Source organism: Cytobacillus sp. FSL R7-0680, from assembly GCF_038009245.1.
GTDB classification, from domain to species: Bacteria; Bacillota; Bacilli; order Bacillales; family Cytobacillaceae; genus Cytobacillus; species Cytobacillus kochii.
This window is the reverse complement of record NZ_JBBPAO010000001.1, coordinates 285,204-299,898: the sequence shown is the minus strand read 5'-3', so window position 1 is coordinate 299,898 and position 14,695 is coordinate 285,204. Positions and strand designations below refer to the sequence as shown.

Here is a 14,695-nt window from a genome sequence, read left to right as displayed (position 1 = left end):
ATGACTCTCCTCAATCTCGGTTTTAAATTTCACAAGCAAAGGTTACAATAGAACCTCTTAATCTCTGTGCCTCTTTATATGTGCAGCGATTTTGTACCACTTCAAGTCCGGCTTCTTTTGCTATTTCAACTGCTTTTGGTGAAATGACACCTTCTTGTAGCCAGAAAACTTTCGGTTGGATTTCTACTGCCTCTTTCGCCACTTCTATCGCAGCTTCAGGGCTTCTAAATACTTGCACAATATCAATGGTAAAAGGAATGGATTTTAAATTTGGATATGCCTGTTCACCTAATACTTCTGTTTCTCTTGGATTAACTGGCACGATTTGATAACCTAATCTTTGCATTTTTCTTGCTAAACGGTAACTTGGTCTAGCAGGATTTCCACTTAATCCAACAACAGCTATCCTTTTTGCTCTTTGCAGTTCTTTGCCATCCACATCTTCTTTTAATGAGGATGATTGTAATGCCCATCGAATAACACCTTCATCATTTACTGCTGTTTCTCCTTTTTGTTCTCCCTTCGAAGAAATACCAGTCGCTTCATAGAAGGCTTGATCTAAGTCATTGGTTAAATCTCTAACCGATTCAATCCCAACTGATAAACGTATGAGTTCCTCACTTACACCGCTTTTAATTAAATCTTCTGCACTTAACTGTTGATGTGTGGTTGAAGCCGGATGAATAATGAGTGACTTCGCATCACCTACATTGGCTACATGAGACCACAATGCAATTGTATCTATCACTTTTTTACCCGCATCTCGGCCACCTTTAATACCGAAGTTCACAATGGAACCGAAGCCAGTGTTTAAATATTTCTTCGCGAGTTCATGCGCTGGATGCTCTGCTAAACCTGGATATGCGACCCAATCGACAGCTGGATGAGCGTTTAAGAAATGGGCTATCTTCGCTGCATTTTCCGTATGTTTCTCTATACGTAAATGGAGTGTTTCCAATCCTTGGAGTAAAAGAAATGCACTATGTGGGCTTAAAGATGACCCAAAATCGCGCAGCAACTGAACACGAAGTTTTGTACTAAAAGCGAGTGTACCAAACTCATTCGCATAAACAATACCGTTATAACTTGGATCTGGCTGAGTAAAACCAGGAAACTTATCATGATTCCAATTAAATCGTCCGCCATCAACTACAAGTCCGCCAATTGTTGTTCCATGACCACCAATCCATTTTGTTGCCGAATGAATGACAATATCTGCTCCCCATTGGATTGGTTTGCAAAGATAAGGTGAAGCGAAAGTATTATCAATAATAAGGGGAATATCATTATCATGAGCAATATTTGCAACTGCCTCTACATCTAGGACATGAAGACTTGGGTTCCCAATAATCTCTCCATATAAAGCCTTAGTTTTTGGCGTAATCGCTTTACGGTAATTCTCAGGGTCAGATCCATCAACAAAATGAACTTTAATCCCATATTTCGGAAGTGTTATGGCAAAAAGATTATATGTTCCACCATAAAGGTTCGACGCTGCAACAATCTCATCACCCGCTTGGGCAATATTCATAATTGAAAGAGCTATAGCTGCCATTCCAGATGAAGTCGCTACTGCCGCTACCCCATCTTCTAATAAAGCAATACGTTTTTCTAATACATCTACCGTTGGATTACCGATTCGTGAATAGATATTTCCCGTCTCATCTAATGAAAATAGGCTTTGCGCATGGTCTGTATTATGAAAAACATATGAACTTGTTTGATAAATAGGAACTGCACGAGATCCCGTTGTCGGGTCTGGTGATTGACCTCCATGTAATAAAATCGTCTCATCATCATAAGTGTTAAATTGATTCGTCATTATATACTCTCCTCTACTTTTTAGTCGGATGATTAAAATAAATAACCCCCTCTTCATAAGAAGAGGGGGTTGCCTCATCTTATCTTCCAGACATTTACTGCCTGCAGGATTTAGCACCTTTTCAAGCAATTGCTTGAAGGTTGCCGGACTTCATAGGGCCTGATCCCTCCGTCACTCTCGATAAGAAATATTTTATTTTTTAAAGCGTTAATACTTTAATTACAAATAGAATTATATCCAAAAAATGATTTGTCGTCAATATGAAATCTGAATATATTTTATATTCCAATAAAATATTAGCTCTATCACATAAAAAGCCCTTCTACCTAGAAGAGGCAGAAGGGCTTTGAATTAACGAGCTCACCTTCTCCTTATCTTTGGATAATATCCTCTGAAATTAGCACCATACAAAAGATTGCTGGTTGCCGAGGCTTCTCTGGGTCAGTCCCTCCGCCTCTCTGGATAAGAAGTTCATATTTATTTGTTTAACATCATATACCCTTTTATAGGGAATCGTCAATAACATTTTGAAAATTTATTTATTTTCATCCTGGATAAGCGTCAAAAAATGATACAGTATCTTAGCTGTTAACCCCCATATCACATGACCTTTATAAGTATAAAAAATTTCTTGCATCCTCCGCGTTTGCCATTTATATTTTTCCCCATTAGGAATGAGATGATAGGGAAAGCTACTATTAGGCTCTGGCTTCATCTCAATATAATGAATAGATGGTCCCTCTTTCAAAAAATAAGCAAGTGGTACTGTGAAAATTTGATCCACTTCCTCTGGATTTAGCTTAAGATCACTGATGCTCTCTATTGTGCCTACAAACGGATAAATCACTGTATCATAAGGTGTCACTACATAATCAAGTTCTGAAAAAACAGAGACTTCTCCAATTGGGATACCTAACTCTTCACTGGTCTCCCTTTTTGCCGTCTCTATTAAATCCACATCGTCTTGATCCATTTTCCCCCCAGGAAAGCAAATTTCCCCTGGCTGTCTTCTCATAGATAAAGACCGTACTTCAAACAAAATATGTATTTCTCTATCTTTTTCTATTAGGGGAAGAAGAACAGCGAATTTAACCAATCTGGAGCTACCCAATATATCTGATTGACGATGCTGTATCTCTGATCTTATTTCTTCCAAATCCATGTTAATTACCTCCAAACCACACGACTTAAATCTTTATTTCACTTTCTGCAATCTATCAATCATCCCCATTGTGCAGACATTTAAATCTAAGCCTATTAGCTTCTTATCCTCTGCACTAAGTTCAACATCGTGCGCTGTTAATAAATAATGTTTTACTTGTTCCAACAATTCCGATTGTATGGCTTCTTGCATTTTTATTATGTCATTTCCTTGGAGAAAAACGTCATCTGCAACTGAAGTAAATATAGGTAACCAATAACGAATTTGAGTAAAAACATCCTTTGGTTCAGGGCCCTCACCATAATGCCCAAAAAAGATATGTTGTGGTTGAAGTGATTCGATTTTTTCAACAGAAGATAACATCGCCTCTGGATTAAATTGATTAGGAGAAGTCGATGGCAGAACTAATGGATAACCTTTTCTTGCTATGTTAGGATAAAATACGCCAATTGTATCGCCAGTAAAGAAGCCATTACTTTTCGAATCATGGATTGAAAAGTGGTGCTTTGCATGGCCAGGGGTATCATAGAAAGTTAACAAACGCCCACCGATATCCAATGATTGTCCCTCTTCCATCGCGACTAATCTCTTCTCATCAATTGGCACAATCGGATTAAATAGTTGATCAAAATCATCGCCATATACCATTCTAGCACCAGCAATTAATTTACTAGGGTCAGCTAAATGCCGTTTACCTCTTGGATGAACATATACTTTTGCTTCTGGACATTGTTCTAAGAACAAACCAGTTCCCCCAGCATGGTCTAAATGTACATGAGTGACAATAATATGCTTGATGTCTTCAAGGTTAATGTTCAATTCCTGCATTCCTTCTATAAGATGGGGAATCGAAGGACTAGCACTTGTTTCAATCACTGTTAATTCTTCAGCACCTAATATATACGCCCCCGTACGCTCAGGTGTTTGTAAATCCATTAAATCAATCAGTTTAATATCATTACCTAAATCTTGAATTTTGTGCAAAGGAAACCCCTCCATATTACTCTTTATGAAAATTATGACATAAGTAGATGAAGAGAGCTACTTAAAAGAATTACAGATAAAAGTGCTCAAATCTACATAGGGCTAAGTCAGTTGAGCAAAAAAAAACACAGCATCAATCGCTGTGATATAACTAAAAAGCTCGATTGCTTTGTTCTCATCATTTTTCAAAACCTGCCTCCGAAACGCTCGTAAGTAAGCTATTACACTTCAGAACTTAGTTGCGAACCTTTCAAAACAGGCTCTCATTAAGCCAACTTTTCCTTCTGTTCTTGTTCTTTAAAAAAGCCTTTCATCGCATGGAATACATCAGCCTTCTGCTTTAAAATATAATAACGGAACAAATCATTTTTTATATTTTTGTATGCTGACATTAAAGTGGAATGGCGGTTATATTGATTCACTTCCCCGTAGCCAAACATACTTGATACTTTCATTAACTCTTCAACAAGTTTTACACATCTTGCATTATCTGAAGTTAAATTATCCCCATCTGAGAAATGGAATGGATATATATTATATCTGACTGGGTTATACTTTTGATCAATTAACTCCAATGCTTTACGATAAGCAGACGAACAGATTGTGCCGCCACTTTCTCCTTTAGAAAAGAAATCTTCTTCTGATACTACCTTTGCTTCTGTATGATGCGCAATAAATTCAATTTCTACCGTTTCATATTTCGTTCGTAAAAACCGAGTCATCCAAAAGAAGAAACTTCTCGCCATATATTTCTCCCAGATACCCATCGAACCACTTGTATCCATCATTGCTAGCACAACTGCTTTCGATTCAGGCTTCACGACTTCATTCCAAGTCTTGAACTTTAAGTCTTCTTGATAAATGGGGTGAAAAGCTGATTTCCCGTGCATCGCATTTCGCTTAAAAGCTGACATCATTGTTCTCTTTTTATCTATATTCCCCATAAGACCAGTTTTGCGAATATCATTAAATTCAATATTCTCAACGACAATTTGATCTTGTTCCTTTTTCTTTAAGTTCGGTAGCTCCAATTGTTTAAATAACGCTTCCTCAATTTCCATTAAAGAGACTTCTGCTTCAAAGTAATCCTCACCCGCTTGATCCCCTGCACCTTGCCCTTTACCTTGCCCTTTCTGACCTGACCCATCTCTCGCTACTACATCACCAACTTGACTATCGCCATCACCTTGACCGACATGCTTATTCTTATCATAATTGTAGCGAATTTTATATTCATCTAAGGAACGAATCGGTATTTTAACGACATCACGACCATTGGACATGACAATGTTTTCTTCTGTAATCAGGTCAGGTAAATTGTTTCTGATGGCATCCTGTACTTTTTCTTGATGGCGTTGTTGATCATCATGCCCTTTACGATGGAGGGACCAATCTTCCTGTGACACGACAAACTGATGGTTTTGATTTTTTTCGGTCATTCTCATTTGCCCTCCTTTTTTGTTTATAAAAAACTTTAAGGATTTTACGGAATTCATTCACATATCTCACCCAAAAACATACAATATGACGAGTGTCCATTGCTAACCTGAAAATATTTACTTATAGCTAGGTTCAAAAAATGTTGATTACTCTATCCTATGCTTTAAAACAGAATTATTTACATATTATTTAGACAATTATTAAAGTTGGGCGATTACTATCTATCATCCATCGTTCAACTAATACAAAATATGAATATAATGAAAAAAGCAATGGGGTCCATTGCTTTTTTCATTGTTTGTAGCTTTTATGATTTTTGCTTACCGACTTCCTGTTTAGGATCAGGTGTTTTTTGCATTTCTTTCAATTCTTCTTTCGATTTCATTTGTTCCATTTCTTTTCCAAGAGTTTCTATTTCTTCTTCATTGCTTGCCATTGAGCTATTTTCCGGTACTTTTTCTTCTTTTGACATTATTCGTCACCTCTATTGTTTAAATACCCTATTTCTGTCTTTTTTAAACAATAGACTGGACGGTTTACCTATTTAATAGACTACCCACATAACGAAGTAAATCATTTGCAGATGTGGAATTATAGCCATGTTCATCAATAAGACGTGCGACTACTTCATTAATCTTCTTCAATTGTTGTTCATCCGGTGTTTTTGAAGAAGTTGTAATTTTGACGACATCCTTTAAGTCAGCAAATAATTTCTTTTGAATAGCTTCACGCAGGCGATCATGCGAATTATAATCAAATCGTTTACCTTTTCTAGCATAAGCACTAATACGAATGAGAATTTCTTCACGAAATGCTTTTTTAGCATTTTCTGAAATCCCGATTTGCTCCTCAATCGAGCGCATTAGTTTTTCATCTGGATTGATTTCTTCTCCAGTAAGTGGGTCTCTTAGTTTAGCCTTATTGCAATAAGCCTCAACATTATCAAGGTAATTCTCCATTAATGTTTTCGCTGATTCTTCATAAGAGTAAACAAATGCCTTTTGCACTTCTTTCTTCGCAATTTCATCGTATTCTTTTCGAGCAAGTGAAATAAAGTTCAAATATCGTTCTTTCAGTTCAGCAGTAATGGATGGATGTTGATCTAATCCCTCTTTTAATGACCTTAATACATCTAAGGCATTAATCGACGTCATCTCTTTACGAATGATGGTAGAGGAAATGCGATTGATTACGTAACGGGGATCGATGCCACTCATTCCCTCATCTGCATGTTCTTTTTTCATTTCTTCTACGTCTGCACGATTAAAACCTTCTACACTTTCACCATCGTATAAACGCATCTTCTTAACTAAGTCAATATCGCCTTTTTTCGGATCCTTCATTCTTGTTAATATTGTAAACATAGCAGCAACTTTTAATGTATGGGGAGCAATATGAACATCTGACACATCACTTTCAAAAATCATTTTCTCATAAATTTTCTCTTCCTCGGTTACCTTCAAATTATATGGAATTGGCATCACAATAATCCGTGAATGCAGTGCCTCATTTTTCTTATTACTTATAAACGAACGATATTCCGTTTCATTTGTATGAGCAACAATCAATTCATCCGCTGATATTAAGGCAAACCGGCCTGCTTTGAAGTTTCCTTCTTGCGTTAATGATAGGAGATGCCATAGAAATTTTTCATCGCATTTAAGCATTTCTTGGAATTCCATCATACCCCGATTGGCCTTATTCAGTTCCCCATCAAATCGATAAGCTCTTGGATCAGACTCGGAACCATATTCGGCAATTGTGGAGAAGTCTATACTTCCTGTTAAATCAGCAATGTCTTGAGATTTAGGGTCAGAGGGGCTAAATGTACCAATCCCTACCCGCTTATCTTCTGAAAACATCACTCTTTCGACTATTACATCTTCAATTTTTCCATTATATTCTTGTTCAAGCCTCATCATATTGAGTGGTGATAAGTTTCCTTCAATTCTAATTCCATATTCATCTAAAAAGTCTTTGCGCAAATGATGTGGGATAAGATGAAGTGGGTCCTCATGCATTGGACAGCCTTTAATGGCATATACCGCTCCTTTATCTGTTAATGAATAGGCTTCTAACCCTCTCTTTAACATCGTCACAAGGGTTGATTTCCCGCCGCTTACGGGCCCCATTAATAATAATATCCGCTTTCTCACATCTAATCTTTTCGCCGACGGATGAAAATATTCTTCGACAAGTCGTTCTAATGACTCTTCTAGGCCAAATAATTGATTGCTAAAGAATTCATATGTTTTCTGCCCTTTCACATCATTAACACCAGCGTCTTTGATCATATTATAAACCCGTGAATGTGCGGACTGGGCAACCCATGGCTTTTCTTTTATGATTTCTAAGTACTCTCCAAAAGTCCCTTCCCATTTCAACTTTTCCTCTTCTCGTCTATACAACTCCACTTTTTTTAGAATATCCATATGGACCTCCCCCTGTCACATTATCAGAGACGATTATTACAATCTATGCTTGAAGAAAAACAAACATGCTTACCGAAAACAAATGACAAAAAATTTAGTCGGTTAAAGGGCTTTTACAAATAAAAACAACATTAGATTATCCATCCCCCAAGATCTGTAAAAAGTGGGTCTTGAATAACGCTAATATCTAATACACATTCCTATGCAGAACTGTCCAATAATATCCATGATTTGCATTCACTATTTAAATTTATTAGGATATAATAAAGTTATATGTTGTGTTTCTATTTTTAGGAAAAAGGAGGCCATACATAATGGGTACAGTCCTAATTTTAGGTGTGATGGTGGCATTTTTAGTTTCAATTTTCACAGCGGGCTATGATGATAAGCCTGGTAAGCACATTAAATAATATGCGCTAACACAAAAAAAAACTGCGAGAGTCTAACTCCCGCAGTTTTTTTATCGTTTATCTAAACCTTTTTCTTGAACAAATTGCTTCATGTACATTCTCTTTTTACGCTCAAACATACCAGCAATCTGACTTGTCCAAGTATCATCACGCTTACCTGCTGTTCGCTCTTTATAGTAAGCAGAAATCACCTCATTGTATGCTTGTAATTCTTGAATATATATGTCCTTGTCCTGTTCATATTCATTTTCATGATAAATATGGTTCATTGGTAGACGCGGCTTTTGCGCATTCCTTTTCGCTGGGTACCCAACTGCTAGTCCGAATAATGGTATCACATGATCAGGTGTTTTTAATACTTCGCTTACTTCTTGAAGTTGATTCCGTAAGCCACCAACATAACAAATGCCAAGACCCATGGATTCAGCTGCTAAGCTTGCGTTTTCGGCTGCTAAAGCTGCATCGATTAAAGCCACCATAAATTTTTCCGTACTTTCAATGGACTCAGTTAAATCTATCCCTTCTAGTTCTGCAATGACTTCATGACGATGAAGATCTGCGCAAAACACAAAGAAATGCCCACTGTCTGCAACAAACCCTTGGTTTCCTGCCAATTCGGCCAACTTTTCCTTCTTCTGTTGGTCGGAAACACCTATAATAGAATACGCTTGTACAAAACTTGAAGTAGAAGCAGACTGAGCGGCTGTCACAATCTCCTTAATTTGCTCTTTCGTTAAACGTTTATCCTCAAAATGGCGTACTGAACGATGGTCTTTCATCAATTGAATCATTTCATTCATCATCTCATCTCCCCTATGTAAAAAAAATTAGTATATAAAAAGAAGATCTTGCCAAATGTAAGAGCAGACCTTCTTATTCACGCTAGCTCATTCGTGGATATCCTTGCTGACGCAGGGCTTCATAAATCAAAATAGCTGCTGTGTTTGATAAATTTAGTGAGCGCATATGCTCATTCATAGGTATTCTTAAAGCGCGATCAAGATTCGCTTGAATAAATTCCTTTGGTAAGCCAGTTGTTTCTCTTCCAAAGATAAAGAAGTAATTTTTTGATTGATCACTATAATCAAAAGTAGTATGCGGTTGTTTCCCATGTTTTGTTAACAAGAAAAATTCGCCGTCTTTATTTTTCTCTAAAAATTCTTCTAACGAATCATAATAAACAATATCTACATACGTCCAATAATCTAAACCCGCTCTTTTTAACATCTTATCATCCGTTGAAAACCCTAATGGTCGAATTAAATGAAGCGTTGTATAAGTAGCTGCACAAGTACGAGCGATATTACCTGTATTGCTTGGAATTTCTGGTTGATATAAAACAACATTCACTGACACTAACTGTTCACCTCTATTATAATATCTCGCTCTTATTATACACTTCTTCAGCTCATTACGAAAGGTAAGTGCTAGGCATCATAAATCGTAAAGAATTTATATTTAATATTTTCAGTATAAGCGGTAGAGTCTTCATAATCCCAATAGCGTTTGCGACTATTAGTCGTATGGGCATTTACAAGCGGCATATTCTGTTCATCTTTAGCCGTCACAATCGTCGTATGGTCAAAACGACCATCTCCTTGAAAATCATAACAAATGACATCTCCTAGCAATAATTCCTCAGGACGCTCCACTTCTTTCGCTCGTAATCCAATTGTCGAGTTAGCTAAATGAATACGCATAGAATGAGCTACACTCCAACTATAGCTCCAATTCTTACTGCGCATCCACCACCCCGTTCCCCTAGCAGGAAATCCGCGCATCGGGGCTCCTCCTGCATGTAGACATTGAGAGATATAATTCGTACAATCGACATCAAATGCATGAAACTGTGGATTATGGCTATTCCACCATTTTTCTGCGTATTGTACCGCTTTTCTGCGGTCAAAATGAAATGGATAAGATGAACGCGAATCTTCCTCTAAGATATCAACCGTGTCTTGATCATAAAGAACCAACTTTTCTTTATCCTCAACGAGCGTTTCTTTATAAAACTCAGCCACTCGTTCTTCCACCTCTTCTTCAATATAAAAAGTCTTTTCTTGCTTAATTAAATATTGAAAATGCGCCTTATACGAAATATATTTACTATCTTCTTGAATGTGCGGCTCTCCTTTGATTTTTCCAATTGCCTTTGCCTTTACGATACTTGCTCCCCTTTTTTCTAAACTTCTTTTTTTATTTTTTATCTTCATACAAGTATGAATAGATTCTCTCTCATTGCTGACACATTGCCTGACTCTTTTTTCTAATAGTTCTTGCAATTGTTCTTTCATCGTATCACTCCCTCCATTAACATGCATATGTTCATAAGAGGGGTTTAACGATAAAAAAAGAGAAAGTAATCGCATTACTTTCTCACATACTACATAATAGGATTAAACATCTTTAAACCTTTTTCGATTTCTTGTTGGACTTCAGGATCCTCTTCTGTAGCTTGCATTGCTTGTAAAGCTTTTTCTGCCTCTTCGCCTCCAATTTTCCCTAATGCCCATGCTGCTGTTCCTCTAATTACTGGTCGTGGGTCTTTTTTCATTAACATGATTAAATCTCCCACAGCTGATTCATCCTTAAAATGAGCTAGAGCGATAATACTATTTCTCTGAATAGGTTTCCTCCCTCTCCACGAACCAGAAAGACGACCAAACTTCTCCTTAAACTCTCTATTGCTCATATGAAGTATCGGTTTTAACAAAGGTTTGACAATTTCTGAATCTGGCTCCATTTCTTCATGAAAATGAAAATCCTTGCCTTTATTTTCTGGACAAATCGTTTGACAAGTATCACAGCCATAAATTCGATTCCCTAATTCTTCGCGAAACTCATCGGGCATAAATCCTTTTGTTTGCGTAATAAAGGAAATACAACGTTGCGCATTTAGTTGCCCGCCTTGAACGAGTGCACCTGTAGGACAAGCATCAATACATTTCGTACAAGTCCCACACTTTGACTCTAGTGGCTCGTCCGGTTCAAAAGGAATATTTGTGATGGTTTCACCTAAATAGACGTAAGAGCCGAATTCAGGTGTAAAGATAGAACAATTCTTTCCACTCCACCCTATACCCGCTCGCTCAGCTACAGCACGGTCAGATAAAGCACCTGTATCGACCATTGATGTAAATCGGACATCAGGAACAAGCTCTTCCAAGTAGGCTTCTAACTTACTTAGACGATCCTTCAACACTAAATGATAGTCATCTCCCCAAGAAGCACGGCAAAAAATACCTCTTCTCTCACCCGGTTTACTCACTACGCGCTCTCTCATCTTTGTTGGATAAGCTAGGGCAATACTAATAATCGACATCGGTTGATCCATCAATAACGCAGGGTTGACTCTCTTTTCTATATCAGGCTCTTCAAAACCTGATTGGTATCCGAGCTCTTGTTGTTTCATTAATCTATTCCGCAAACCATCAAAAGTTGATGCAGTGGTAAATCCAATCTTATCTATTCCAATCGTCTTACTATATCGAATGATTTCTTCTTTTAGTTCAGCTATATTCAAGGATTATTCACTCCTCCTTGGTTTTCCATGTGATTCATCTTCCCTCTCATGATAAACTAGTTATTATAAAATCAGGAGGTGTAAACATTGGTAATCAACATATCAAAAGATTTAAAGACCTTATTCCCTCAATTCAAAATAGGCATCATTACATACAATCATATCACTATATCAGGTTCTCCCCAAATGGTAAAGGGCCGCTTACAACTCTTTCAAGAGTCATTATTTTTTGATCTTGAAGAAAAGAATATAACTGAATTTGCAGGGATAAAAGAATGGCGAAGTATTTTCAAACAAACAGGTAAAGACCCCAACAAATATCGTCATTCTGCTGAAGCAATGTATCGAAGAATTAAAAAACAGAACTACCTACAGAGCATCAACAGTGCCGCTGATATTAATAATTTTTTCTCATTAAAATACGAAGTCCCGATTGGCATATACGATTTAGATTGTATCAACGGAAATATTGATGTGAGAATCGGAGCTGATGGAGAAGTTTACGGAGGATTAAACGGACGTGATAATTCACTAAAAAACTTAATTATTTTAAGTGATTCACTTGGGCCATTTGGTAGTCCATTTGTAGATTCTACTAGAACAAATGTTAATGAACAGACAACCAATGCATTACAAGTCGTCTTTTTAAGACATTCAATTGAAACAGTTGAGGCACAAGCACTGCTCAACTCACTAAAAGATATGTTTATCCAAGTTCATGGAGGTAATGGTCAAGTTGAGGTAATAGTTTAAAAAAATAATATCCTATTTTTCTACAGCATTAAATTTGGCTATAGAAAAAATGCACCCCACTTGTTAGATTGTGTCTAGCAAGTGGGGTGCATTTCACTCTTATTTTGTTCGATTTTTAAGTCTATTATTTCTTAGCCATTAAATATAGAAAATACGGCGCCCCAATAAATGATACAATTACTCCCGCTGGTATGCCAATCGTATCAAGTAAAACTCTGCCAACCGTATCTGCTGAAAGTAAAAGTAAGCCCCCAAACATTGCCGCAACAGGCAAAAACAACTGATGTCTAGGACCGACTAAGCTTCTTGCAATATGGGGTGCTAACAAACCGATAAATGCTATACCACCACTAACGGATACTGACGCAGCTGCCAAGGCCACGGAAGCCAATAACAGTATATACCTTTCCTTATTCGTTTTAACTCCAAGACCTACAGAAAGCTCTTCATTTAAAGCCATCGTATTTAGCGTATTTGATTTAAAGTAAATGAACGGGATTAATATTGCAAGCCAAGGAAGGAGAGCAAAGACAAATAACCAATCATCTCCCCATATTCTCCCTGCAGCCCAGTTGGCGAAGAAATCATACTCTTCTCTAGCCATTTTAGAAGCAAGAGTTAACAATGCACCATTTATAGCAGCAGCTAATCCTACACCAACTAAAAGCATTCTACCAGGTTGAATGCCCTCCCCTCTCTTGTAAGAGAGAAGGTAAATGAATATAGCGGTAATTAATCCTCCAATTAAAGCGAATAGTGGCAACAAATATAAATGATTGCCTGTACTATTTCCAAATAACAAAACAAAGAAAACGACAAACAAACCGGCACCTGAATTAATTCCTAGTATTCCCGGATCTGCTAACGGGTTCCTCGTAATACTCTGTAATATTGCCCCCGACAAAGCTAAACCCATGCCTGCGAGCACCGCAATCAGTATCCTCGGCAATCTAAAGGTAAATAAAATCAGGTTTTCCTTCGCCGTTCCATTACCAAGTAATGTTGGCAAAAGACGATCGGGACTTAAAGAGGCAAATCCTGTTGCTACACTAATTGTAAAGATAAGCAATAGTAACACGAACGTCGAGATAATGATAATAATTGAACGTTTAAAGTGGCGGGCACTAATCATATTAATGATCTCCCCTTTCTTGCAAGGTACAAGAAGAAAGGTAGGCCAAGTATTGCTACAATTGCTCCCATTGGTGTTTCAAAAGGAGGATTAACCATTCTTGCTGCCGTATCGGCTAAAACTAAAAACACACTACCTATTACGGCTGAACACGGAATAATCCATCTATAATCCGTACCGACTAAAAATCTCACGATATGAGGAATTAATAAACCAACAAAAGCAATCGCCCCAACAAGAGAAACCGCGGCACCTGCTAATATAAGAACAACCGTCATGAGCACAGCCTTAACAATAAAAGTTCTTTGCCCTAAGCCTTTAGCCACATCTTCTCCAAAGCTTAATACAGTCAAACTTCTTGAGAGCATGATGGCAATTATAATACCGAAAAGTACTGTAGGTGTAACAATTTGCAACTGTGCCCATGTTGTTCCTGAAACGCCACCAGCAGTCCAAAAGGCAATACTTTGTGATAATTTATTTATAAGTGCTATCCCTTCTCCAATCGATGAAAGAAATGCAGTAACTGCCGCACCAGCTAACGTTATTTTTAGTGGACTCATCCCACCTCTTTTCATTGCGCTAAATCCAAATACTAAGCAAGCAGCAATCCCTGCTCCAATAAATGAGAATAACATAATAATCATATAATTTGTATTGCCTACATACGAGAAGGCAATCGCTAGTCCTAAACTTGCACCTGCATTTAAACCTAGTAAACCCGGATCTGCTAAAGGGTTTTTTGTCATTCCTTGCATAATGGCACCACTAACAGCAAAAGCCGCGCCGACAACAGCAGCTCCTAGCTCACGAGGTAATCGTATACTTCTTATAATTTGGTGGTCTTCGTTTCCTTGTTCATAAGCAAATACAGCTTGCCAAACATCTGCAAATGAAATACTCGCTGCTCCAACCGAAATAGCCAAAACTAAGCTACCTACTAAAAGTAGGCAGCTTAGTGCTAGAATAATAGAAGCAATTGCAGGACGTGCATATATTTTCTTTTCCTTTGCTTCATTAAAAGTATTATTTTTCAT

At 37.4% G+C, this 14,695-nt stretch carries 13 protein-coding genes and 2 riboswitches; of the genes, 1 reads left to right on the top strand and 12 read right to left on the bottom strand.

Going from position 1 to position 14,695, the window contains the following annotated elements; translation table 11 throughout:
- Positions 1-22: 22 nt before the first annotated feature.
- The 10 genes from MKY26_RS01530 to queG all read right to left on the bottom strand — a co-directional run bounded on the left by MKY26_RS01530 (position 23) and on the right by queG (position 11,773).
- Positions 23-1,822, bottom strand: a complete 1,800-nt coding sequence (locus MKY26_RS01530) for a PLP-dependent aspartate aminotransferase family protein (protein WP_095369976.1) — start codon at positions 1,820-1,822, stop codon at positions 23-25.
- A gap of 76 nt (positions 1,823-1,898) precedes the next feature.
- A riboswitch (SAM riboswitch) is annotated at positions 1,899-2,009 on the bottom strand.
- Positions 2,010-2,190: 181 nt separating this feature from the next.
- Positions 2,191-2,291: riboswitch (SAM riboswitch) on the bottom strand.
- 66 nt (positions 2,292-2,357) lie between these two features.
- On the bottom strand, positions 2,358-2,984 hold the full coding sequence (locus tag MKY26_RS01525; protein WP_341091880.1) for an NUDIX hydrolase: 627 nt from the start codon (positions 2,982-2,984) through the stop codon (positions 2,358-2,360).
- 33 nt (positions 2,985-3,017) lie between these two features.
- Positions 3,018-3,968: an MBL fold metallo-hydrolase gene (locus MKY26_RS01520; protein WP_322909116.1), complete on the bottom strand. Its 951-nt coding sequence runs from the start codon at positions 3,966-3,968 to the stop codon at positions 3,018-3,020.
- Between the two features lie 266 nt (positions 3,969-4,234).
- Complete coding sequence (gene yhbH, locus MKY26_RS01515; RefSeq protein WP_095369979.1) at positions 4,235-5,407, bottom strand: sporulation protein YhbH; 1,173 nt, start codon at positions 5,405-5,407, stop codon at positions 4,235-4,237.
- Between the two features lie 308 nt (positions 5,408-5,715).
- A complete protein-coding gene (locus tag MKY26_RS01510; protein ID WP_307318274.1) occupies positions 5,716-5,880 on the bottom strand; it encodes a hypothetical protein in 165 nt (54 codons plus the stop codon).
- 64 nt (positions 5,881-5,944) lie between these two features.
- Positions 5,945-7,840 (bottom strand): PrkA family serine protein kinase, encoded by a 1,896-nt coding sequence (locus tag MKY26_RS01505; protein WP_307318272.1) that lies wholly within the window; start codon positions 7,838-7,840, stop codon positions 5,945-5,947.
- Between the two features lie 460 nt (positions 7,841-8,300).
- The gene (gene nfsA, locus MKY26_RS01500; RefSeq protein ID WP_095373493.1) at positions 8,301-9,050 is read right to left on the bottom strand and encodes an oxygen-insensitive NADPH nitroreductase; all 750 of its coding nucleotides are present in this window, start codon (positions 9,048-9,050) and stop codon (positions 8,301-8,303) included.
- Between the two features lie 82 nt (positions 9,051-9,132).
- Positions 9,133-9,606 carry a tRNA (uridine(34)/cytosine(34)/5-carboxymethylaminomethyluridine(34)-2'-O)-methyltransferase TrmL gene (gene trmL / locus MKY26_RS01495; protein ID WP_095369981.1) on the bottom strand — a complete coding sequence of 158 codons (474 nt, stop codon included), beginning with the start codon at positions 9,604-9,606 and terminating at the stop codon, positions 9,133-9,135.
- Between the two features lie 71 nt (positions 9,607-9,677).
- The gene (locus tag MKY26_RS01490) at positions 9,678-10,544 is read right to left on the bottom strand and encodes an amidase domain-containing protein (protein WP_307318271.1); all 867 of its coding nucleotides are present in this window, start codon (positions 10,542-10,544) and stop codon (positions 9,678-9,680) included.
- Positions 10,545-10,633: 89 nt separating this feature from the next.
- Positions 10,634-11,773, bottom strand: coding sequence for a tRNA epoxyqueuosine(34) reductase QueG (gene queG / locus MKY26_RS01485; protein WP_095369983.1), 1,140 nt, complete (start codon positions 11,771-11,773; stop codon positions 10,634-10,636).
- 87 nt (positions 11,774-11,860) lie between these two features.
- Here queG and MKY26_RS01480 point away from each other — a divergent pair, with 87 nt between their 5' ends.
- Complete coding sequence (locus tag MKY26_RS01480) at positions 11,861-12,526, top strand: B3/B4 domain-containing protein (RefSeq protein ID WP_095369984.1); 666 nt, start codon at positions 11,861-11,863, stop codon at positions 12,524-12,526.
- 124 nt (positions 12,527-12,650) lie between these two features.
- On the opposite strand, the gene MKY26_RS01475 is transcribed toward MKY26_RS01480, so the two are convergent.
- Positions 12,651-13,658 (bottom strand): FecCD family ABC transporter permease, encoded by a 1,008-nt coding sequence (locus MKY26_RS01475; protein WP_095369985.1) that lies wholly within the window; start codon positions 13,656-13,658, stop codon positions 12,651-12,653.
- A complete protein-coding gene (locus MKY26_RS01470) occupies positions 13,655-14,695 on the bottom strand; it encodes a FecCD family ABC transporter permease (RefSeq protein WP_095369986.1) in 1,041 nt (346 codons plus the stop codon). The genes MKY26_RS01475 and MKY26_RS01470 overlap by 4 nt, the downstream gene beginning before the upstream one ends.

Bases quoted from the DNA above. Each gene is read 5' to 3' on its own strand.
- MKY26_RS01470 (WP_095369986.1), bottom strand. From the start codon at position 14,695: ATGAAAAATAATACTTTTAATGAAGCAAAGGAAAAGAAAATATATGCA.
- nfsA (WP_095373493.1), bottom strand. From the start codon at position 9,050: ATGAATGAAATGATTCAATTGATGAAAGACCATCGTTCAGTACGCCAT.
- yhbH (WP_095369979.1), bottom strand. From the start codon at position 5,407: ATGACCGAAAAAAATCAAAACCATCAGTTTGTCGTGTCACAGGAAGAT.
- MKY26_RS01475 (WP_095369985.1), bottom strand. From the start codon at position 13,658: ATGATTAGTGCCCGCCACTTTAAACGTTCAATTATTATCATTATCTCG.
- MKY26_RS01505 (WP_307318272.1), bottom strand. From the start codon at position 7,840: ATGGATATTCTAAAAAAAGTGGAGTTGTATAGACGAGAAGAGGAAAAG.
- MKY26_RS01490 (WP_307318271.1), bottom strand. From the start codon at position 10,544: ATGAAAGAACAATTGCAAGAACTATTAGAAAAAAGAGTCAGGCAATGT.
- MKY26_RS01530 (WP_095369976.1), bottom strand. From the start codon at position 1,822: ATGACGAATCAATTTAACACTTATGATGATGAGACGATTTTATTACAT.
- MKY26_RS01525 (WP_341091880.1), bottom strand. From the start codon at position 2,984: ATGGATTTGGAAGAAATAAGATCAGAGATACAGCATCGTCAATCAGAT.
- MKY26_RS01510 (WP_307318274.1), bottom strand. From the start codon at position 5,880: ATGTCAAAAGAAGAAAAAGTACCGGAAAATAGCTCAATGGCAAGCAAT.